Annotated in this window: 18 protein-coding genes; 5 read left to right on the plus strand and 13 right to left on the minus strand. The window is 72.2% G+C overall.

All coding sequences use genetic code 11. The features are described from left to right. Positions 1 to 11: 11 nt before the first annotated feature. The 3 genes from V4F39_RS02410 to V4F39_RS02420 form a co-directional block, all read right to left on the minus strand. Positions 12 to 2,738 carry a cation-transporting P-type ATPase gene (locus V4F39_RS02410; RefSeq protein WP_332287640.1) on the minus strand — a complete coding sequence of 909 codons (2,727 nt, stop codon included), beginning with the start codon at positions 2,736 to 2,738 and terminating at the stop codon, positions 12 to 14. A 145-nt stretch (positions 2,739 to 2,883) separates the two neighbouring features. Next, on the minus strand, positions 2,884 to 3,798 hold the full coding sequence (locus V4F39_RS02415; RefSeq protein WP_332287641.1) for a DUF2145 domain-containing protein: 915 nt from the start codon (positions 3,796 to 3,798) through the stop codon (positions 2,884 to 2,886). Continuing rightward, complete coding sequence (locus V4F39_RS02420) at positions 3,795 to 4,259, minus strand: hypothetical protein (RefSeq protein ID WP_332287642.1); 465 nt, start codon at positions 4,257 to 4,259, stop codon at positions 3,795 to 3,797. Before V4F39_RS02420 ends, V4F39_RS02415 begins: the two co-directional genes overlap by 4 nt. A 156-nt stretch (positions 4,260 to 4,415) precedes the next feature. On the opposite strand from V4F39_RS02420, the gene V4F39_RS02425 reads away from it, so the two are divergent. After that, on the plus strand, positions 4,416 to 5,291 hold the full coding sequence (locus tag V4F39_RS02425; RefSeq protein WP_332287643.1) for an all3515 family Zur-repressed PEP-CTERM protein: 876 nt from the start codon (positions 4,416 to 4,418) through the stop codon (positions 5,289 to 5,291). A gap of 19 nt (positions 5,292 to 5,310) precedes the next feature. On the opposite strand, the gene V4F39_RS02430 is transcribed toward V4F39_RS02425, so the two are convergent. Genes V4F39_RS02430 through V4F39_RS02440 form a run of 3 tightly spaced genes read right to left on the minus strand, consistent with a single transcriptional unit; the run spans position 5,311 to position 10,221 of the window. Next, complete coding sequence (locus tag V4F39_RS02430; RefSeq protein ID WP_332287644.1) at positions 5,311 to 5,796, minus strand: Fur family transcriptional regulator; 486 nt, start codon at positions 5,794 to 5,796, stop codon at positions 5,311 to 5,313. Positions 5,797 to 5,854: 58 nt separating this feature from the next. After that, a complete protein-coding gene (locus tag V4F39_RS02435; RefSeq protein ID WP_332287645.1) occupies positions 5,855 to 7,984 on the minus strand; it encodes a hypothetical protein in 2,130 nt (709 codons plus the stop codon). Further along, positions 7,981 to 10,221 (minus strand): TonB-dependent receptor, encoded by a 2,241-nt coding sequence (locus tag V4F39_RS02440; protein WP_332287646.1) that lies wholly within the window; start codon positions 10,219 to 10,221, stop codon positions 7,981 to 7,983. The genes V4F39_RS02435 and V4F39_RS02440 overlap by 4 nt, the downstream gene beginning before the upstream one ends. A gap of 86 nt (positions 10,222 to 10,307) precedes the next feature. Here V4F39_RS02440 and V4F39_RS02445 point away from each other — a divergent pair, with 86 nt between their 5' ends. The 3 genes from V4F39_RS02445 to V4F39_RS02455 all read left to right on the plus strand — a co-directional run bounded on the left by V4F39_RS02445 (position 10,308) and on the right by V4F39_RS02455 (position 12,718). Next, positions 10,308 to 11,009, plus strand: a complete 702-nt coding sequence (locus tag V4F39_RS02445) for a PEPxxWA-CTERM sorting domain-containing protein (RefSeq protein ID WP_332287647.1) — start codon at positions 10,308 to 10,310, stop codon at positions 11,007 to 11,009. A 2-nt stretch (positions 11,010 to 11,011) separates the two neighbouring features. After that, positions 11,012 to 12,046, plus strand: a complete 1,035-nt coding sequence (locus V4F39_RS02450) for a hypothetical protein (RefSeq protein WP_332287648.1) — start codon at positions 11,012 to 11,014, stop codon at positions 12,044 to 12,046. Positions 12,047 to 12,115: 69 nt separating this feature from the next. Next, positions 12,116 to 12,718, plus strand: a complete 603-nt coding sequence (locus V4F39_RS02455) for a DUF3299 domain-containing protein (protein WP_332287649.1) — start codon at positions 12,116 to 12,118, stop codon at positions 12,716 to 12,718. Positions 12,719 to 12,743: 25 nt separating this feature from the next. Here V4F39_RS02455 and V4F39_RS02460 read toward each other — a convergent pair whose 3' ends face one another. From V4F39_RS02460 to cyoA, 7 genes are all read right to left on the minus strand, one after another. Then, positions 12,744 to 13,289 carry a response regulator transcription factor gene (locus tag V4F39_RS02460; protein ID WP_378235017.1) on the minus strand — a complete coding sequence of 182 codons (546 nt, stop codon included), beginning with the start codon at positions 13,287 to 13,289 and terminating at the stop codon, positions 12,744 to 12,746. Next, positions 13,273 to 14,583: an ATP-binding protein gene (locus V4F39_RS02465; RefSeq protein ID WP_378235039.1), complete on the minus strand. Its 1,311-nt coding sequence runs from the start codon at positions 14,581 to 14,583 to the stop codon at positions 13,273 to 13,275. Before V4F39_RS02465 ends, V4F39_RS02460 begins: the two co-directional genes overlap by 17 nt. Then, positions 14,573 to 15,361: an SURF1 family protein gene (locus tag V4F39_RS02470; RefSeq protein WP_332287652.1), complete on the minus strand. Its 789-nt coding sequence runs from the start codon at positions 15,359 to 15,361 to the stop codon at positions 14,573 to 14,575. Before V4F39_RS02470 ends, V4F39_RS02465 begins: the two co-directional genes overlap by 11 nt. Then, positions 15,358 to 15,750, minus strand: coding sequence for a cytochrome o ubiquinol oxidase subunit IV (gene cyoD / locus V4F39_RS02475; RefSeq protein ID WP_332287653.1), 393 nt, complete (start codon positions 15,748 to 15,750; stop codon positions 15,358 to 15,360). Before cyoD ends, V4F39_RS02470 begins: the two co-directional genes overlap by 4 nt. Next, positions 15,747 to 16,388, minus strand: a complete 642-nt coding sequence (gene cyoC / locus V4F39_RS02480) for a cytochrome o ubiquinol oxidase subunit III (RefSeq protein WP_332287654.1) — start codon at positions 16,386 to 16,388, stop codon at positions 15,747 to 15,749. Before cyoC ends, cyoD begins: the two co-directional genes overlap by 4 nt. Further along, positions 16,381 to 18,384, minus strand: coding sequence for a cytochrome o ubiquinol oxidase subunit I (gene cyoB / locus V4F39_RS02485; protein WP_332287655.1), 2,004 nt, complete (start codon positions 18,382 to 18,384; stop codon positions 16,381 to 16,383). Before cyoB ends, cyoC begins: the two co-directional genes overlap by 8 nt. Before the next feature lie 74 nt (positions 18,385 to 18,458). Further along, entirely contained in the window at positions 18,459 to 19,511 is a 1,053-nt protein-coding gene (gene cyoA, locus V4F39_RS02490; RefSeq protein WP_332287656.1) for a ubiquinol oxidase subunit II, read from the minus strand. 137 nt (positions 19,512 to 19,648) lie between these two features. On the opposite strand from cyoA, the gene V4F39_RS02495 reads away from it, so the two are divergent. Further along, positions 19,649 to 20,968 carry an MFS transporter gene (locus V4F39_RS02495; RefSeq protein ID WP_332287657.1) on the plus strand — a complete coding sequence of 440 codons (1,320 nt, stop codon included), beginning with the start codon at positions 19,649 to 19,651 and terminating at the stop codon, positions 20,966 to 20,968. The last annotated feature ends 3 nt before the right edge of the window (positions 20,969 to 20,971 follow it).

Here is a 20,971-nt window from a genome sequence, read left to right on the forward strand (position 1 = left end):
AGACGGTGTGTTCACGCAACGATGCCGGTACGACGGATGACGAGCTTCTCCAGTTCCGCGGCGAGGAAGACGAACAGCCCCGCACCCAGCACCTTGAGCCACTCCAGCGCCGACAGCCCGGCCGATCCGAAGAATGCCTGCATCGCCGGCAGGTAGGTGAAGGCGAGCTGCAGCGGCACGCAGGCGGCGATCGCCAGCAGCACGTAGCGGTTGCCGGTCAGGCCCTGCCGATTCAGCACCGGCGCGAAGAAATGCCGGCTGTTGACGAGATAGAACATCTCGGCCACGACGATGGCATTGACCGCCAGCGTGCGCGCGACCGCGAGGTCGGTGCCCTGCGACAGCTCCCACAGGAAGAGGCCGAGCGAGCACGCCATCATCAGCGTGGCCACCATCAGCACCCGCCACACGAAGAAGCCCGACAGCAGCGCCGCCGCTGGCGGGCGGGGGCGGCGTTGCATCACGTCGCCCTCGGGCGGCTCGAACGCCAGCGCGAGGCCCAGGGTGCTGGAGGTCACCATGTTGATCCACAGCACCTGCGCGGCCGTGAGCGGCAGCGTCAGCTCGAAGAGGATGGCCGCGATCACCACCAGCGCCTCGCCGCCGTTGGTCGGCAGCATGAAGAGGATGAACTTCTTCAGGTTGTCGTAGACCGCGCGGCCCTCGCGCACGGCCCGCGCGATGGTCGCGAAGTTGTCGTCGGCCAGCACCATGTCGGCGGCCTCCTTGGCCGCCTCGGTGCCCTTGAGGCCCATCGCGACACCGACGTCGGCGCGCTTGAGCGCCGGCGCATCGTTGACGCCGTCGCCGGTCATCGCCACCACGTGGCCGCTGTCCTGCATCGCCTGCACGAGGCGCAGCTTGTGCTCCGGGCTGGCGCGGGCGAACACATCCACGTCGTGCACGGTGCGGCGCAGCGCCGCGTCGTCCATCAGCGCGATCTCGGCGCCAGTGACGGCCGGCCGGCCCACGCCGATGGCCAGCTGCGCACCGATGGCGCGTGCGGTCTCGGCATGGTCGCCGGTGATCATCTTCACGCGGATGCCCGCCTGGTGGCACTGGCGCACCGCCTGCACCGCCTCGGCACGCGGCGGGTCGACGATGCCGACCAGCGCGAGCATGGTGTAGCCGCCCTCCACGTCGGCGAACGCGAGCCGTTCGCCGGCCGGCGCGCCGCGCTTGCAGGCCAGGCCGAGCAGGCGCAGCCCCTGCGCGGCGGTGTCGGTCGCCCAGCGGCGCCAGGTGTCGATCTCCAGCGGCTGCGGCTCGCCGCCGGGCCCGACCTCGGCATGGCACAGGTCCAGCACACGCTCCGGTGCGCCCTTGACGAAGAGCCAGGGTTGGCCGCCGGCATCGACATGGTGGGTCGCCATGAAGCGGTGCTCGGACTCGAAGGGGATGACGCCGCACCGCGGCCACCGCGCCTGCGCGTCGCCCTGCGCCAGGCCCGCCTTGCGGCCGAGCACGAGCAGCGCGCCTTCGGTCGGATCGCCCTCGACGTGCCACTGCCCCGCCGCCTCGCGCAGCCGTGCGTCGTTGCACAGCACGCCCACCTGCACGGCCAGCGCCAGCGCGGGATGGCGGTCCGCCGGCACGGCGCGGCCGTCGAGGCTGAAGCCGCCCACCGGGGAATAGCCCACGCCGCCGACGTCGAACACCTGGCCGCTGCACACCACGCGCTGCACCGTCATCTCGTTGCGGGTGAGCGTGCCGGTCTTGTCGGAACACACCACCGTGACGGCGCCCAGCGCCTCCACCGCCGGCAGCCGCCGCACGATGGCCTGCCGCCGGGCCATGCGCTGCACGCCGAGCGCGAGCGTGACGGTCATGATCGCCGGCAGCCCCTCCGGGATGGCCGAGGCCGCGAGCGCCACCACCATCATGAACATCTCGGCAGGCGGGTGGCCGCGCCACAGCGTGCCGAGCGCGAAGGTGGCGGCGGCCAGCGCCAGGATGGCCACCGCCAGCACCCTGCCGAAGCGGTCGATCTGCCGCAGCAGCGGCGTCGTCTGCGCCTCGATGCCGGCCAGCATGCGGTTGATCCGGCCCAGCTCGGTCGCGCCGCCGGTGGCCACGACCAGGCCCGTGGCCTGCCCGTGCACGACGAGCGTGCCGGCGTAGGCCATGCCGCTGCGGTCGCCGAGCGGGGCGTCGGCGGCCACCGCCGCGGTGTCCTTCTCGACCGGCATCGACTCGCCGGTCAGCGCCGCCTCCTCCACCCGCAGCTCATGCGCGGCGAGCAGCCGCAGGTCGGCGGGGATGCGGTCGCCGGAGGCCACGGCCACCACGTCGCCCGGCACCAGGCCGGCGGCATCGATCTCGCGGCGCTCGCCGCCGCGCAGCACCATCGCGTGCGGCGACAGCATCGCGCGGATGCCCTCGAGCGCATCCTCCGCCTTGCCCTCCTGGATGAAGCCGATGGCGGCGTTGATGAGCACCGCGGCCAGCAGCACGGTGGTGTCGAGCCAGTGCCCCAGCGCCGCGGTGACCACCGCCGCGCCGAGCATCACGTAGAGCAGGATGTTGTGGAACTGCAGCAGCAGCCGCATCAGCGCGCTGCGCCGGCGCGGCGGGGCCAGGCGGTTGGGCCCGTGCTGCGCAAGGCGCCGCGCCGCCTCTGCGGCGTCCAGGCCCTGGACGCCGGTGCGCAACAGCGCCTGCGCCTGCTCGGCCGGCAGCGTGTGCCAGAGCGGCACGTCGGCGGTGCCGCCGGTCTCTCGGGCGCGGGGGTCGGGCATGGTCGGGTCCTCCTCGGCGTGCTCCCGACACGCCACACCGGGACGACCTGCCGCCGCGCGCGGCGGTTCCGCCTGCGCGGTGCCGATGCGCCCGCGCCATGATGCAGATCAAGAACCCGTCACGCCGGCGGCGCGGCCGGGCACCTCAATCCAGCGCGATCACCTCGTCGCCGGCCTCCGGCCGGCAGCCTTCGGCCACCGGCGCCCAGCCGCGGCGCACCACGGCCTGCCGGCCGTCGTGGCACAGCTCGATGCGCTCGGCTCCCGGCACGTGCTCGCGCACGAAGGCCTCGATGGAGGCCGGCAGGCTGACGCGCAGCTTCAGCGCGAAGCGGTCCTCCTCGGGATGGTCGTCGTAGTGCACCCAGGGGACGAAGGCGCCCGCTGCCATCAGCAGGTGCGAGCCGACGTCGACCGGCTCCGGCGCATAGCCGTTGGCGGCGAGCCACCGCTGGGCCTGCGGGCGCAGGTCGTCGCCCTCGCCGAGCGAGCCCCAGGCCGCCGCCAGCATCTCCATCACCCACTGGTTGCAGTTCTGGTAGCGCAGGCCGAACGCGTGGGCATTGGCGCTGTACCGCGGCGCGAGCAGCCGAACGGCGAGCGGGTCGTCGAGCGCGGCCCGGGCCAGCCCCGCACCCGGTGCCGCCGGCAGCAACACGGCGGAGATGTAGCCGATCTCCGGCCGGCTGGTGCCCAGCACAAAGCCGGCCATGCCCTGGTCATAGAGACGCGGCCGGCCTTCCTCGCAGGCGAAGTAGAGCTGGCGCACCGACCACGGCCCGTTGCCGCTGGCCTGGAGGCTGACACCGGCATGGGAGTAGCGGATGCCGAAGCGCTGCAGGTCCAGGCCCGAGCGGGCGACCAGCGCCACCTCGCGGCCGGAGCCGTCGAGCGCCTGCTTGACGATGGCCGCGAAGCGCAGCAGCCGGTCCTGCTGCGCCGCCGTCATCGGCACGCCGCGGTCGCACAGCAGCGGCGCCGCGGAGGCTGCGTTGCAGGCCGCCACGCAGCCGGCGAGGCCCGCGGCCAGCACCAGCGCCTGCCGCAGGCTCGACCTCACAGCGGCACGGCCTTCGGCGCGAGTTCGCGGAACCAGTCGTCGGCCAGCGCGAGGAAGAAGGCCTCGCGGGTGTCGGCCCGCGCGAACTCCAGCCCGTAGGGCCGGTGCCGCGCGGTGATGAGGTCGCCTTGTGCCAGGGCCCAGGTCCCGCCGGTCCGCGCGGGCAGGTCGAGCACGAAGTCTTCCGCGCCGGGCCGCGGATCGGCCGGCTGCAGCGTCAGCCGCAACCCGCCGGGCCGCCCGGCGGCGGCCACCTCGACGATGCGGTAGTCGCCTTCGGCCACGCGGTCGTTGCGCGACGAGCTGTTGCTGGAGCCGCTGATCGAATCGGACACGCTGCCGACCGAGGCCGAGCCTGCGCTCAAGGCGGAAGAGGCCAGGCTGTCGGCGTGGCAGGGGGCGGCAGCGGCGGCCAGCCACAGCATCGCGGCGCCGGCCAGGCGGTTCAAGGAACAAGTCATCGAGGCTCCGGAAACGGCGGCACCGGCCGCGCGGCGCGCAGGATAGCGCGCGGCTGTCAACAGCCTGTGTCTGGTCGCCTTAAATGCAACTTAGTTGCATAATCAATGCCGCTGCCGGAGGGCGGCGACAACCCCCATCAAGACAGGACGGAGTACATGCAAGCACCCCACACCATCGGCCGGTTCGCGGCCGCCATCGCCGCCGCGGCGGCCCTCGCGGCCCCGGCCCACGCCTCGGGCATCCGCGCGGCCGAGGGCATCGGCTTCTACATCGGGGTCGACAGCCTCGCGACGGTGGCCTCGGGCACCTTCGCCGGCATGGCGAACCCCAACGCCGGGCGCCTGACCCTGCTGCTGGACCACGGCAACCACTTCCACGGCATCGGCGCCTACAGCTACGGCGGCACGGCGGCCTCGCCGGTGGTGCTGCCGACCAGCGCCAACAACCGCCTGCCCGAGATGAGCTCGCGCGTCACGGAGGCCGCCTCGTCGATCGCGTTGCAGGCCGGCACCGGCGCCTTCGCGGGCCAGTGGGTGAGCGGGGTGCTGCCCGAAGGCACGCCGGCGGCGGACTACAGCTACCTCGGCGCGGCCTCCATCCAGTCGCTCGTCGGCCGGGGCGATGCCGCCGAGGTGCTCTACGGCAGCAGCGGCGGCCGCTGGAATGCGGCCTACGGCGACGTGGTCGTGGGCCTCAGGCTCGAAGGCATCAGCGACGGCCTCAAGGTGGCCGTGGGCGACCACCTCGATGTGTTCAGCGGCGGCGCGGGCAGCGTGTTCACGCTGGGCAGCGGCAGCGCGCTGTCGTTCCTGCCGACCTTCTACACCGACGGCGCGGCGGCGCCGGGCACTTACAGCGCGCAGTTCTCGCTGGTCAACCTGGGCAGCAACGGCGCGGTGCGCGACGGCGGCAGCTTCTACTACGACTTCTCGGTCGCGGCGCCGGTGCCCGAGCCCGGCACCTGGGCGCTGATGCTGGCGGGCCTGGCGGCCGCCGCCGCGCTCGCGCGCCACCGCCGCCGCGCACACTGACGCGGCGGGGGCCGGCCCGTCAGCGGTGCCGGCCCGACGGGGCCGGCTGGCACGCGGCGCAATGCCCGTGCACGTGCAGGTCGACGCCCTCCACCGCGAAGCCGTCGGGCACGGCCGGCGGGCGCGGCGGGCGGCTGGGCAGGCAATAGACCCGCCCGCAGTCGTCACAGTGGAAATGGGCGTGTTCGGCATGGTCGCCGCCGTTCGGCGACAGCAGCGCGAAGCGGCTCACGCGGTCGCTGCCGACCGACTTGGTCAGCAGGCCGGCCTCGACGCAGCTGTCCAGCGTGCGGTAGAGCGTGACCCGGTCCAGCGGCTCCGCCAGCGCCGCCTCGATGTCGGCATGGCTGACGGCAGCCTGCGCCGATTCCACCGCCTCCAGCACCGCGAGCCGCGCCGCCGTGACGCGCAGGCCCGCATCCGCCAGCTGCTGGCGATGGGCCTCGCGGCGCGCTTCGAGCGCCTGGGCATCGCGGCTGGTACGGGAAGATTTTCGGGCGGGCATGGCCCAAATTGTAGGTCGCGCACTCTCCGGCGTTCATGCAGGGCCCATGCCAGCGTCGTCAATGCGGGTTGTCGGGCGACACGTGGTGGAGGTAGCGGTTGCCCAACGCATCGCCCGCGCTGAGCACGACGTTCAGCCACACCGTGCGATGGCCTTCGCGCGCCGGCAGCGCGGCCTGCAGCAACCGGTCGCCGCCGTCGACCGCCCAGCGCTGCCGCAGCGTCTGCCGCGGTGCCGCGTCGGGGGGCAGCGCCGCACGGTGCCACTCGAGATCGACGTGCAGGCTGCGCACCCCATGTCCGGCGGGCGCACGCCACGGCTGGGACACCGCCAGCGCATCGCCCTCGGCGCTGTCCGACGCCAGCAGCCTCGCCAGCGTGGGCTGGGCCAGCGGCTGCGCCGCCAGGTCCCACTGCGCGAACAGCCGGTCGCGCTGCGCGAAGAGGCTGGCCTCGTCGAGGGGTGCGCTCGGCAGGCTCGCCTCGACGGCCTGCACGGCGGCGCCGGCGGCGTCGAGCAGCAGGAAGCGGTACGGGGCGCCGCTGCCCGGCGGGCCGGCGTCGGGCAGCCGCACTGCATGCCAGTCCTGCAGGCCCTCGGGGTCGAGCGTCCAGTGCGCGAAGGGCAGCGAAGCGGCTTCGTGCTTCGGCGGGTACAGCGCGAGCCCCGTCGCGGGCAGGCCCGGGCCGGTGACGACGGCGCGCACCGCACGCGGATCGACCTGCAGGGCGTCCAGCTCGAACAGCAGGTGATTGACGACCTGCGCGCTGGGCTCTCCGAGCAGCCTGCTGCGCTGCCGATGGTCGGCCAGGCGCTGCAGCGGCGAGGCGGCGTCCGACCAATAGAGGGTGCGCACGCCGAAGCGCGGATCGCCGACCTCGCCCAGGTCGAGCCAGCCGCCGGCGGGCACATCGCCCAGGCCGCCTTCGATGCTGCACCGCTCGCGCGCCGCGCCGGCCACTCCCCCAGCGGCCTCGTGGCAGGCCACGCCCGCCAGGCTGCGCACCGCGCCTTCGCTGCGCGCGCGCGGGCCCAGCAGCGCCGCGTTGCGCACCCGCACGCGCGCCGCCAGGCCGTCGCCCAGCATCCGCCAGCGGCCGTCGGCCTGCGAGAACCACATCGTCTCGTCGTACGGCGCGTGCGGCGGGCGGGGCACGACGCGCCAGCTCACGTACAGGCGTTGCCCGCCGTCGCCCACGCCGCGCAGGCGCAGCTCGTCGAAGCGCACGCCCTGCAGGCTGAAGCCGCCCCGTGCGACGGCGTCCTGCCTGCGCAGCACCTGGGCCAGGAAGCCCTGCGCATCCAGCCCGGCGTGGTGGAGCGAAGGCGCCACGAAGTCTTCCAGCGCCGATGCCGGCGGGACGCCGGTTGCGTAGAGCGCCGCCAGCGCGTCCAGGCGCTGCTGCAGCCCCGGCAGCGCCGACCGGGCCGCATCGAGCACCGTGAACAGGCCGGGCCCGGGCGGCGGCAGTGTCGCCGGCTCGCCCGCCCCCGCGAAGCGCAAGGCCAGCGCATCGCCGGGGGCCATCGCCAGGTGGCGCACCGCGTGGCCCCCTTCGGCCCGCGCGACGTCGAGCAGCGCCAATGCGCGCGCCAGCGCGGGCAGGCGCTCCATGGGCGATGTGCGCAGGTCGGCGCCGGCAGGGACGCCGGCTGCCTCGAGGACCCCGCCCACCGCCTGCGCGACGCGGCGGTGGGCCTCCGGCAGGCCGCCGTCGATCCGCAGGAACTCGGCCCGGCCGGCCTGCAGCAGGTCGGCGGGGTGGCCGCCCAGCGCCTGGGCCAGCACCATCTCGGTCAGCGGCGTGACATTCACGACGGCGACCCCCACCTCGCTGCGCAGCGCCGTGCCATGCAGCAGCTGCGCCTGGCCGCCCGCGCTGCCCAGCGCCTGCACCACCAGCGTGCCCTCGAGCGCCGACACGTCGATGTCGTAGCGGCCGGCGTCGTCGGTGGCCCCCGCCGCCTGCCCGCCGGCCGCATCGCGCACCACGACCTGCGCGCCGGCCAGCGGCAGGCCGATGCTCACGGTGCCGGTGAGGCGCCCGCGCTGGCAGCCCTCGCAGCGCGACGAGGGCTCGGGCGTGGCGATGGCGTCTTCGCCCCGGCCGTCGCCGCCGCCGCAGGCCGCCAGCGCGATGCACGCCGCCCACCAGGCGGCGTGCCAGAAGGTCCGCATGATCCTCACAGCCGCACCTCCAGGCCGGCATGCACGCTGCGCCCCGGCTCGGGTGCGTAGTTGCGTATGAATGAAGCGCTGTTGCGTATCGCCTGGTCCGTCAGGTTGCGGCCGGCCAGGAACAGGCTCAGCAGCCGGCCGCCGTCCAGGCGCGTCGACCAGCGCAGGTTGGCGTTGAGCTGGAAGTAGCCCTTCGTCGCGGTCTCGTTCTCGCCGGGCCGCCGCTGCGCGCGTGCGCGGGTCGCGCGCAGGTCGCCGAACCACGCCCCCTGCTGCACCTGCAGGCTGAGGCCGTACCGCTGCGGAGGCATGCGCGGCACGTCGTGCCCGCCATCCAGCCGCGCCCGCACGGCGTCGGAGAACAGCACCAGCCGCGGATCGCCCGCCGCCGCCCAGGGCAGGCGGTAGGCCAGCTCGGCCTCGTAGCCGTGCAGCCGGGCCGGCGCCTGCTCGTACTTGGTGGCGGGCAGGCAATGGTCGAGCCGCACGCACAGCAGCGTCGCCTTGCCTTCCTCGGGCCGGTAGAACCAGCCCAGGCTGCGCTGGTAGATGTAGCTGTCGCTGTGGTAGCGGTAGGCGTTGGCGCGCCAGGACACGCGGCCCTGGGCGTGCTGCCAGCCCAGGTCCCAGCCGATGAGCTTCTCGATGTCGAGCCCGGTGTTGCCGAGGTCGAAGCTGCGCGTGGCGATGTGCGGGCCGCCGGCATACAGCTCCTGCACGTCGGGTGCGCGGCTGACGCGCCAGTGGGTCAGCGTGACGCTGCCGCCGGGCGCGGCGGCCGGCACGGCCTGCTCCGGCGCCGCGGCCGTCGCCGGCGCGCCGTAGGCGCGCTGCAGCGCGAGCGAGAGGCTGCCGGGCCAGAAGCGGCGCGTCTGCAGCGGCACCTCGCCGCCCAGCGCCTCGATGGGAAAGGTGTCGGGCGGACGGCTCTCCTGGTACTCCGCGCGCAGGCCGCCCTCGAGCTGCCAGCGGCCCCAGCCCACGCGCTCGACCGCGAAGACGCCGACGCTGCGCACGCGGGTGCGCGGCACGAAGGCCTCCTGGCCCAGCGCAGAGAACAGCCTGTCCTGCCATTGCAGGCCCAGCGTGCCCGAGCCGCTCGCGGCCCAGGCGTGGTCGAGCTCGGCGCGGCCTTCGAGCACCCGGTTGCGGAAGCGCGTGGTGACGAGGCCGCCGTCCACCTCGTCGTGGCCGTAGTCCACGTGCGTGAGCCGCACGCGCAGCTGCGGCGCGGCCTCGGCCGGCAGGTCGAACTCGCCCTGGAAGTCGACGCGGCGCTGCTGCGCCTGGATGCGCACCCGCTCCTCGGGCACTGCGGCGCCAGGGGCGCCGGGGCCGTGCGAGTGCGCCCCCGGCGGGATGCCGTAGCCCTGGCTCAGCCGCGAGACCGAGAGGCCGAAGGCGCCGTCGCCGTACACGCGGCTGAGCGCCAGCGCGCCGCCTTCGGTGCGGGCGTCGGTGTTGTCGATGTGGCCTCGGGTGTTGCGGCCGTTGACGAGCTGGAACTGCTCGCGGATCGCAGCCTCGTCGAGCGCCCAGCCCGGGATGCGGGTGCGCGGGCTGTGCCGTCCGTGCACGTCGACGTGCCAGGCCAGCGACTCGCCCGCCGGGCCGTCGAGGCGGACGAGGCCGAGGCGGCCGTCGGTGCCCGCACGCGCCTCGGCGCGCGAGCGCAGCCGGGCCGGCCGGCGCATCGGGATGCGCTGCTCGTCGATCTCCACCGCGCCGCCGATCGCGCTGCCGCCGAAGCGCACCGCCGCAGGGCCGCGGTGCACGACGATGTGCTCGGCGAGCGCCGGCTCCACCATCACCCCGTGGTCGGCGCTGACCGACGAGGCATCGTGCGTGCCGAGGCCGCCCTGCATCACCCGTGTGCGCGAGCCGCCCTGCCCGCGGATCACCGGCAGGCCCACGTTGGGGCCGAAGCTGGCGTTGCCGACGCCCAGCTCGTCCTGCAGCGTCGCGCCCAGCGTGGACGACACGCGCCCGCGCAGCCCGGGGCCGCTCAGCACCGAGTGCGGGCCGGCGCCCTGCGGGGGCGGCGCGTTGCGCGAGCCCGTCACCGTGACGGTGACCGACGGCTCGGCAGGCGCGGCCCCGGACGCCGGGAGCTCGGGCGGCTGCGGCGCGGCGCGCGCGCCTTCCGCCAGCACCCCGGCCGCCACCACCAGCGCGGGCCACGGCAGGCGGCGGCGTGCGCGGGCGGCTTCGGCCGGCGCCGGCTTGGATTCGCAATCATGTTGCATGTTCCGGACTATAGTGCAACTGAGTTGCTTTTAATGTACATTGCAACAACGTTGCATGACATGAACCAACGCCCAGGAGAAAAACCATGTTCGATCGATTCGCCATCGCCGGCCTGCTGGCCGCGGGCAGCCTCGTCCCCTTCGCAGCGCACGCCGTCGGCGAGCACGACCATGCCGGCGACGTCGCCGTGTCGGCGGTCGGCGGCCAGCTGGTCCTGGGCGGCGGCTTCCAGACCACCGCCAGCGGCCACAAGCTCTACGAGGCCGAGTTCGGCGACCAGTTCGTCTACTACCAGACCAGCAACCCCGGCTTCCAGACGCAGGACGGCGCCGCGCTGCTGCCGGGCACCTTCCTGAGCTTCGCGGGCGTGGGCGCGCTGGGCTTCTGGAACGGCACCGCGTGGGGCACGGCCGCCGCCGGCGACTACGTCTCGATCCGCGACGCCGCGGGCCAGGACACGCAATGGACCGGCAGCGGCGTGGCCGCCGGCGCCTCGTCTTACATCGCGCGGGTCGACGCCGGCGGCGGCGTCCACGCCCACGTGCCCTTCAGCACCAACCCGCTCGGCACCGAGGGCGCCTACCTGATCCAGCTGCAGCTCACCTCGCCGGACTACGCCTCGTCGACCCCGTTCTACATCGCGTTCAACTACGGGCTCAGCCACGAGGACTTCGAGCTGGCGGTCGATTCCCTGGTGACGGCGGTGCCCGAGCCCGGCACCTACGCGCTGATGCTGCTCGGCCTGGGCGCCGTGGGCATGGCGGCCCGCCGCCGCTCGGCCCGCTGAGCATGATCCGCCGGCCCGTGCCGCACGGCCGCGCCGGTGCCCGCGGCACCCACGCCATGCACACGCGATCACCGTCGCTGCGCTACGCGAGGCTGCTCGTCGTTGCGATGCAGGTCGCATCACCCGCGTGGGCCCTTCACTTCGACATCGAGCTGCGCACCAGCCAGGGTCCCCAGGCGGGCAGCCGCATCGCCACCGAGTTCTTCGGCGACCTGGGCCTGGCCGGCCGGCTGCCGATCGACCACCAGACCGGGCAGAAGATCTTTCCCGGCTACTTCGGCGACTTCGAGGGCGGCGACTGCGCCACCGACGATCCGGGCTTCCAGGCCTTCGGCGGCCACTTCCTGCAGAACGAGGAGGTGCACTTCCGCGCGCTGGGCACGCTGCTGTACTGGAACCCGCAGACCGCGGCGTGGGGGCCGGCGCCGGCAGGCGTGAGCATCGCGCTCTTCGGCGCGGTGCCGCCCGAGGTGCTGCGCAACTACATCCGCGATCCGGCCCAGTGGACCAACGAGTACCACTACTGGCTGCGCGGCACGCGCTTCGCGGCCTCGGGCGTCTCCGGCCCACTCACCGCGGCCATCGCGCGCGCCGGCAGCGGGGGCGGCATCCACGCGCACCTCGACTGGAAGATCACCGCGGCCGCCGACAGCGTTGCGACGACCGCCTGCAGCGCCATCGGCAGCCCGCCGGCCGGCGCCTACATGGTCACGCTGGAGCTGTGGTCGCCCGCCGTCTCGGCAGGGCAGCAGAAGTACCTGCCGTCGCAGCCGGTGCAGGTGGTGTTCGAGTACGGCATCAGCGAGGCGCAGATGCTGCAGGCGATCGAGTCCCGGGTGCTGCCGCCCGCACCCCCGCCGCCGTCGCCGCCACCGCCTCCTCCTCCACCGCCTTCTCCACCACCGCCGCCGCCGGCGCCCGGGCCGCCTGCCGGGCCGCCCCCGGCACCCCCGCCGAGCCCGCCCCCACCCGTGGCGGCCCCCGCCCTCGCCCCCTGGGGCCCGCCGGCCAGGTTGCCGTGGGACAGCGGACGCTGAGGCACGGGCCCCCCGTCATCGGCACGGTTCATGCGTCACAGCGAGTGAACTGCGCCACGGAGCACCTGCATGAAGATCCACCGCCGCCAGTTGCTGCCGCCCCTTGCCGCCGGTGCGCTCGTGCTCGCAGCGGCGGCCCTGTGGCTGGCCGCGCCCTGGCGCGAGGCCGAACCGCAGGCGGCCGAGGCACCACCCGTGCCGTCGGTGCCCGGCTACAGGACCATCACCTGGGCCGACCTGCTGCCGCCCGGCTGGCACCCGCACGAGGGGCTGTCGGCCGAGGACATCGGCGCGCTGCGGGATGACGACCCGCGCGCCGTCGAGCTGATGCAGCGCATGCGCTGGGACGAGGCCCCGCCCCATGCCGCCATGGACGGCCTGCCGGTCAACCTGGCGGGCTACGTGGTGCCGCTGCAGCAGGCCGGCCGCGCACTGAAGGAGTTCCTGCTGGTGCCGCATTTCGGCGCCTGCATCCACACCCCGCCGCCGCCGGCCAACCAGATCGTGCACGTGACGCTGGCCGAGCCGGCGGCGAACCTGCACGCGATGGACGCCGTCTGGGTGCGCGGCCCGCTGCAGGCGCGGCGCGTCGACTCGGTGATGGGCACCAGCGTCTACACGCTCGCGGCCGGCAGTGTCGAGAAGATCGTGCAGCCCTGGCGCTGGAACTGAAGCGCTGCCGGGCGCCGGCGGCAACTCACTTCACGCGCTGCTTCTCCAGCTTGCGCGCCAGCGTGCGGCGGTGCATGCCCAGGCGCCGCGCCGTCTCGGAGATGTTGAAGCCGGTTTCCGCCAGCGTCTCGTGGATGCGCTCCCATTCGAGCGTCTTGATCGACGTGGAGCGGCCTTGCACTTCGACCTCCGCATCCCCCGCCGCACGGCCGAAGGCGGCCTCGATGTCGTCGGTGTTCGAGGGCTTGGCCAGGTAGTGGCAGGCACCGAGCTTGATCGCCTCGACGGCGGTGGCGATGCTCGCGAAGCCGGTCAGCACGACGATCAGCATCTCCGGGTCGTGGGCATGCAGCGCCCGGACGCAGGCAAGCCCGGAAGCGTCGCCCTGCAGCTTGAGGTCGACCACCGCGCGCTGCGGCGAATGCCGCTCCAGCACCGCCTCCACCTCGCCCAGGCTCGCCGCGAGCAGCACCTTGTAGCCGCGCCGCTCGAGGGAGCGGCTCAGCGTGCGCGCAAAGGCCGCGTCGTCCTCGACGACCAGCAGCGACCGTTCTTCAGCTTCCGGATCCATCATGTTGCTCGAGGGCGATGGCCGCCAGCGGCAGCCGCAGCACCACCACGGCGCCGCCGCCGGGGCGGTTGTGGGCCGACACGCTGCCGCCGAGCGTGCGCGCCACGTTGACGACGAGGAACAGCCCGAGCCCCCCGCCGGGCCGGCCCTTGCTCGACAGGTAGGGCTTGCCGAACTCCGCGAGCATCTGCGGCGTGAAGCCCGGGCCGGCGTCCATCACCGTCAGCTTCAGCGTGCCGCCCTCCAGCTCCGCCTCCAGGCGCAGCCAGTGCGGCGAGGCCTCCAGCGCATTGTCGAGCACGTTGCAGACCATCTGCTGGATCGCCGAGTCCGAGACCATGGGCAGGTCCGGGTCGATCCGGTTGTCGTAGACGAACGAGGGGGTCGAGCGCGTGCTGCACCACGCCTGCGCGAGTCCGTCGATGAAGGTGCGCAGCGTGGTTTCGGCAGGCGCCTCGCCGCGCGCCTCGCCCGCCGACAGCAGGATGCCTCCGACGATGGCCTTGCACCGCAGCACCTGGGCCTGCATCTCGCTGATCTCCTGGAGCAGGTCCGGATCCTCGGTGAACTGCGGCATGCGGCGCCAATCGCCGAGGATCACCGCCAGCGTCGACAGCGGCGTGCCCAGCTCGTGCGCCGCCCCCGAGGCCAGCAGGCCCATGCGGACGATGTGCTCCTCCTCCGCGGCCCGCTGCCGCAGGTCCGCCAGGCGCTCGTCGCGCTCGCGCAGGTTGCGGCCGATGCGCCCGACGAAGATCACCAGCAGCAGGGCATTGAGGGCGAAGCAGATCAGCAGGCCCTGGATGTACGGACTCTGCAGGCCGCGGTCGTGGTCCGGCGGCAGCGCCAGCGGCCGGCCGAACAGCGCCAGCCCGGCCATGCAGGCGACCGTGGCCGCGACGATGGTCCAGGTCGACCAGGGCTGGAGCAGGATCGCGCCCAGGATGACCTGCAGCAGGTAGAGGAACACGAACGGGTTCGTCGCGCCGCCGCTGAGATAGAGCTGCGCGGTAAGGCCGCCGACGTCGACCAGCAGCGCCAGGAACAGCTCATAGTTGGTGACGGGCCGCCGTGCCCGGGCGCGCAGCAGCCCCGCGATGTTGAAGGCCACCAGGCAGGCCAGCACGGCCAGCATCGACTCCAGCGGCAGCCGGATGCCGAACCCGAAATGCACGACCGAGATGGTCGCGACCTGGCCCACCACCGCGATCCAGCGCAGCTGGATGAGCTGCAGCAGGTTCTTGCGGCCGGTGGCGTGCTCGAGCTCGCCCGCGACGGCGGCTTCAGTCCGCAGCGCCACCCTCGCCTCCACGGCCGGCGCAGCCACGGCGCAGCCGCCGCTCGTCCAGCGCCACGAAGGTGGCGGCAGCGGCGGCCATCAGCGCGAGCGCGTACCAGGTGATCGCATACACCAGGTGATTGTTATGGAAGGCGATCACCGTCAGGCCGGCGACCGGTGCCTCCCCTTGCGCCAGCGGGGCCGGCGCTGGCGCGGCCTCGGCATCGATGAAGTACGGCGCCACCGGCGACAGGCCGCGCGCCGCCGCGATGGCCTGCACGTCGCGGGAGTACCAGCGGTCGGCTGCAGGGTCGTTGCGCCGCAGGAAGCCGCCGCCGGGCTCGGAGATGCGCAGCAGGCCGGTCACCGTGACGGCCCCGGCGCTGCGCGCGGCGGGGCCGCTGGACGAGGACACGAAGCCGCGGTTGACGATCACGATGCTGCCGTCGGCCGTGCGCAGCGGCGTCAGCAGCCAGTAGCCCGCGCCCCGCGCGGTGGTGGCCTGGACCCGCGTCTCCCGGTCGTGCAGGAAGGTGCCGGCGACGCTGACGCGCCGGTATTCGTCGCTGGCCGCCCGGATGCCGGGCCACTGCGCGGGGCCGGGGGCCGGCACCGCCGGCGCGTGCGCCCGCTCGGCCACGCGCTGGATGAGGTCCAGCTTCCAGGCCCGGCGCTCGACCTGCCAGGTGCCGAGCGCGGCGAGCCCCGCCACCAGCGCCAGCGCGAGCACCGCGCACACGGCCAGGAAGGCGCGCGAACGCGGCCGGCGCGGCACGGCGGCGCGGCCGCTCACGGCATGTTGCGCATGTCGTGCGCCGACGCCGGCATCATGTTGTGGTTGAGGTGGTACATCACCCACAGCGAGCCGCTCAGCGTGATCACCACCAGCACGAAGGTGAAGATCAGCGCGAGCATCGTCCAGCCGCCCTCCGACCGGGCGTTCATGTGCAGGAAGTACACCATGTGCACGACGATCTGCACCGCCGCGAAGCCGAGGATCACGAGCGCGGTCGTGCTCGGCTTGTCGAGCACCTTGCCCATCACGAGCCAGAACGGGATGGCCGTCAGGACCACCGAGAGCAGGAAGCCGGTGACGTAGCCCCTGAACGTGCCGTGGCTGGCGCCGTCGTCTTCGTGGTGGTCGTGGTGGTGGTCGTCTTGGTGGCCGTTGTCCGCGCTCATGGCAGCACTCCCATCAGGTACACGAAGGTGAACACGCCGATCCAGACGACGTCCAGGAAGTGCCAGAACATCGACAGGCACATCAGGCGGCGCTTGTTCTCGGGCACGAAGCCGCGCTGGCGCAGCTGCACCATCAGCACGACGAGCCAGACGATCCCGAAGGTCACGTGCAGGCCGTGCGTGCCGACCAGCGCGAAGAACGCCGACAGGAACGCGCTGCGCTGCGGGCCGGCGCCGACGTGGATCAGGTGGGCGAACTCGTACAGCTCCAGCCCGATGAAGCCGGCCCCCAGCAGGCCGGTCACGCCCAGCCACACGAGGGTCGGCCGCATCCGGTGGCGCTGCATCTCGAGCATCGCGAAGCCGTAGGTGATCGACGACAGCAGCAGCAGCGAGGTGTTGATCGCCACCAGCGGCAGGTCGAACAGGTCGGCACCCGACGGGCCGGCCGCGTAGCTGCGGCCCAGCACGCCGTAGACCGCGAACAGGCACGCGAAGATGAGGCAGTCGCTCATCAGGTACAGCCAGAACCCGAGCAGCGTGCCGTTCTGGGGATGGTGGTCCCCGGTCACGTGGAAGGCCGGGCGCGGCGCGGCGCCCAGGGCGCCGGGAACGGAGGGGGCGGTGATGTCAGACATGGGCGGCCAGCAGTCGGGTGCGTTCAGCCTCGGTGCGGACGACCTCGTCCGCCGGGATGTAGTAGTCGCGCTGGTAGTTGAAGGTATGGACGATGGTGTAGATCACGATGACCGCGAACGACAGCACCGCCAGGGGCCACATGTGCCAGATCAGCGCGAACCCGAGCACCGTGCTCAGGCCCGCCAGCACGACCCCGGCCGCCGTGTTCCTGGGCATGTGGATCGGGCGGTAGCCGTCGAGCGGGCGTTCGTAGCCGCGGCGCTTCATGTCCCACCAGGCGTCGTTGTCGTGCACCTGCGGCGTGAACGCGAAGTTGTAGACCGGCGGCGGCGACGAGGTCGACCATTCGAGCGTGCGGCCGTCCCACGGATCGCCCGTGTGGTCGCGCAGCGACTCGCGGCGGCGGAAGCTGACGACCAGCTGGATCAGGAACGCCGCGATGCCCAGGGCGATCAGGAAGGCGCCGAACGCGGCGATCTGGAACCAGATCTGCAGCGAGGCGTCCTCGAAGTGGCTGACCCGCCGCGTCACGCCCATCAGGCCGAGCACGTACAGCGGCATGAAGGCGAAGAGGAAGCCGATCTGCCAGAACCAGAAGGAGCACTTGCCCCAGAACGGATCGAGCTTGTAGCCGAAGGCCTTCGGGAACCAGTAGGTGATGCCGGCCATCAGCCCGAACAGCACGCCGCCGATGATGACGTTGTGGAAGTGCGCGACCAGGAACAGGCTGTTGTGCAGCACGAAGTCGGCCGGCGGCACCGCGAGCAGCACGCCGGTCATGCCGCCGACCACGAAGGTCAGCATGAAGCCCACCGTCCACATCATCGGCACGTCGAAGCGGATGCGGCCGCGGTACATCGTGAACAGCCAGTTGAAGATCTTCGCGCCGGTCGGGATCGAGATGATCATCGTCGTGATCCCGAAGAACGAGTTGACGCTCGCTCCCGAGCCCATCGTGAAGAAGTGGTGCAGCCACACCAGGTACGACAGGATCGTGATGACGACGGTGGCGTAGACCATCGACGCGTAGCCGAACAGGCGCTTGCTGCAGAAGGTGGACACCACCTCCGAGAAGATGCCGAACACCGGCAGCACCAGGATGTAGACCTCGGGGTGGCCCCAGATCCAGATCAGGTTCACGTACATCATGGCGTTGCCGCCAAGGTCGTTGGTGAAGAAGTTGGTCCCGGCGTAGCGGTCGAGCGAGAGCAGCGCCAGCACGGCCGTCAGCACCGGGAACGCGGCGACGATCAGCACGTTGGTGCACAGCGAGGTCCAGGTGAAGACGGGCATCTTCATCATCGTCATGCCCGGTGCGCGCATCTTGACGATGGTGGCCAGCAGGTTGATGCCCGACAGCAGCGTCCCGACCCCCGCGATCTGCAGCGACCAGATGTAGTAGTCGACCCCCACGTCGGGGCTGTGGATGATGCCGGACAGCGGCGGATAGGCCAGCCAGCCGGTGCGCGCGAACTCGCCGACGAACAGCGACATCATCACCAGCACGGCGCCGCTGGTGGTCATCCAGAAACTGAAGTTGTTCAGGAACGGGAAGGCCACGTCGCGTGCGCCGATCTGCAGCGGCACCACGTAGTTCATCAGGCCCGTGACCAGCGGCATCGCCACGAAGAAGATCATGATCACGCCGTGGGCGGTGAAGATCTGGTCGTAGTGGTGCGGCGGCAGGAAGCCGGCGTTGTCGCCGAAGGCGACGGCCTGCTGCATGCGCATCATGACCGCGTCGGCGAAGCCGCGCAGCAGCATCACGAGGCCGAGCACGACGTACATGATGCCGATCTTCTTGTGGTCGATGCTGGTGAACCAGTCGCGCCACAGCGTGCCCCAGACGCGGTAGTACGTCAGCGCGCCCAGCAGCCCGGCGCCGCCCAGCGCCACGGCGATGAAGGTGCCCAGCAGGATGGGGTCGTGGAACGGGATCGCGTCCCAGGACAGGCGACCGAAGAGGAGCTTCGTCAGGTCGGGTTGGTCAGACATCGTGGATCTCGGGTGCCAAGGGTGGGGCGGCACGGCGTGCCGCCCGGAGCTTCATGGGAGCGCGGGGTGCAGGCTCAGCGCACCAGCGGTGCCGCGCCGCCGGCGAGCGACAGGCCGGTCGGGTTGTCTGGCGTGCACAGCGCCTCGACGTAGCGGCGCTGCAGCTCGCTGTCGCGCCAGGCGGCCGACGCGATGTTGGTGGTGCCGGCCAGGCCCAGGCCGCCCTGCGCATCGATCGCCATCATGTGCTTCATGCACATCTTGCCGGCCTCCACGCAGCGGTTGACGATGGCGTCGTACAGGCCGTCGGCCACGCTCGCGTAGCGGCGCACGGCCTCGCGCTGGCTCGGCTTCTCCAGTTCCAGATAGGCCTGGCGGCTCAGCTCGCCGCCCTCCGCCTTGGTCTTCTGCACCCAGCGCTCGAAGCCGGCCTGGTCCATGCCGTGGAAGCGGAAGCGCATGCCGGAGAAGCCGTCGCCGCTGAAGTTGGCCGAGAAGCCTTCGTAGTCGCCCGGCTTGTTGATGACGGCATGGAGCTTGGTCTCCATGCCGGGCATCGCGTATATCTGGCCGGCCAGCGCGGGGATGAAGAACGAATTCATCACCGTCGAGGAGGTGATGCGGAACTGGATGGGCACGTCCACCGGCGCCGCGACCTCGTTGACGGTCGCCACGCCCTGCTCGGGGTAGAGGAAGAGCCACTTCCAGTCCAGCGCCACCACCTCGATCACCAGCGGCTGGGTGCCGGGTTCCACGGGCCGGCCGGCGCCAATGCGGTCCAGCGGGCGGTAGGGGTCGAGCGTGTGGGTGCTGATCCAGGTGATCGCGCCCAGCACGATGATGATCAGCAGCGGCGCCGCCCAAATCACCAGCTCGAGCTGGGTGGAATGGTCCCAGTCCGGGGCGTAGGTGGCCCGGGTGTTCGACTGCCGGTAGCGCCAGGCGAAGAACACCGTGAGCGCCATCACCGGCACGATGATCAGCAGCATCAGCAGCGTCGACACGACGATCAGCCTCCCCTGTTGCGCGGCGATGTCGCCGGAGGGGTTCAGCAGCACGAGGTCGCAGCCTGCCAGCAGCAGGGCGGGCAGCAGCAGCAGTCCGCGGGATTTCTTGAGGAGGGTCATTGCCGGACCAGGAAAAAACGTGTACCGGGAAAACGCGGATTGCGGATGGGCGCCGAATGTAGGCGAATTGTTCGGAACCGGCGATTGGACGTTTTGTCCTATCCTGATGTGTCCGGTCTCCCTCCCCTGCTGAAACGATGTCCACAGCCAGCCACGCCCTGCCCTCCCCCTCGCCGTACGGCCAGCGCAGCGCTGCCGAACATGCCAAGGTCGCCCCCGGAGAGATCGCCGTCGGCGTCGTCATCGGGCGCGCCTCCGAGTACTTCGACTTCTTCGTCTTCGGCATCGCCGCCGTGCTGGTGTTCCCGGCGGTGTTCTTCCCGCAGGAAACCCGGCTGACCGGCACCCTGTATTCCTTCCTGATCTTTTCCTTCGCGTTCATCGCACGGCCCTTCGGCACGGCGCTGTTCATGTGGATGCAGCGCCGCTGGGACCGCAGTACCAAGCTGACCGCCGCGCTCTTCCTGCTGGGCACGTCGACCGCCGGCATGGCCTTCCTGCCCGGCTATGCCAGCCTGGGCTTCACCTCCATCGTGCTGCTGTCGGTGTTCCGGATCGCGCAGGGCGTCGCGCTCGGCGGCTCGTGGGACGGGCTGCCCTCGCTGCTGGCCCTCAACGCCCCGAAGGACCGCCGCGGCTGGTACGCGATGCTGGGCCAGCTGGGCGCGCCGATCGGCTTCATCCTCGCCAGCGGGCTGTTCGCGCTGCTGTACTCCAGCCTGTCCTCGCAGGACTTCCTGGCCTGGGGCTGGCGCTATCCGTTCTTCGTCGCCTTCGCGATCAACGTCGTGGCGCTCTTCGCGCGGCTGCGCCTGGTCGTGACGCACGAGTACGAGCAGCAGCTGAACGAACGCGAACTGGAGCCCACCGGCGTGGTGGAGCTGTTCAGGTCGCAGGGCGAGAACATCCTGATCGGCGCCTTCGCCGCCCTCGCCAGCTACGCGCTGTTCCACATCGTCACGGTGTTCCCGCTGTCATGGATCCTGCTGTACGCCGACCAATCGGTCAGCGAGTTCCTGGTGATCCAGATCATCGGCGGCGTGCTGGCCGCGATCAGCATGGTGGCCTCGGGCAGGATCGCCGACCGCGTGGGGCGCCGGCGGACGCTCGCGGGCGCGGCCGGCCTGATCGCCGTGTTCAGCGGCTTCGCCCCGACGCTGCTGGACGGCGGCACGCTCGGGCAGGATGTCTTCATCCTGGTGGGCTTCGTCCTGCTGGGCCTGTCGTATGGGCAGGCCGCAGGCGCGGTGACGGCCAACTTCGCGTCGAAGTACCGCTACACCGGTGCCGCGCTCACGGCCGACGTCGCCTGGCTCATCGGCGCCGCCTTCGCGCCGCTGGTGGCGCTGGGGCTCTCGGCCCACTTCGGGCTCGCCTACGTCAGCGTCTATCTGCTGTCCGGCGCGGTGTGCACGCTGGGCGCACTGGGCCTCAACCGGCGGCTGGCCCGCGACTGAGCC

Source organism: Aquincola agrisoli (assembly GCF_036621135.1).
GTDB classification, from domain to species: domain Bacteria; phylum Pseudomonadota; class Gammaproteobacteria; order Burkholderiales; family Burkholderiaceae_C; genus Aquincola; species Aquincola agrisoli.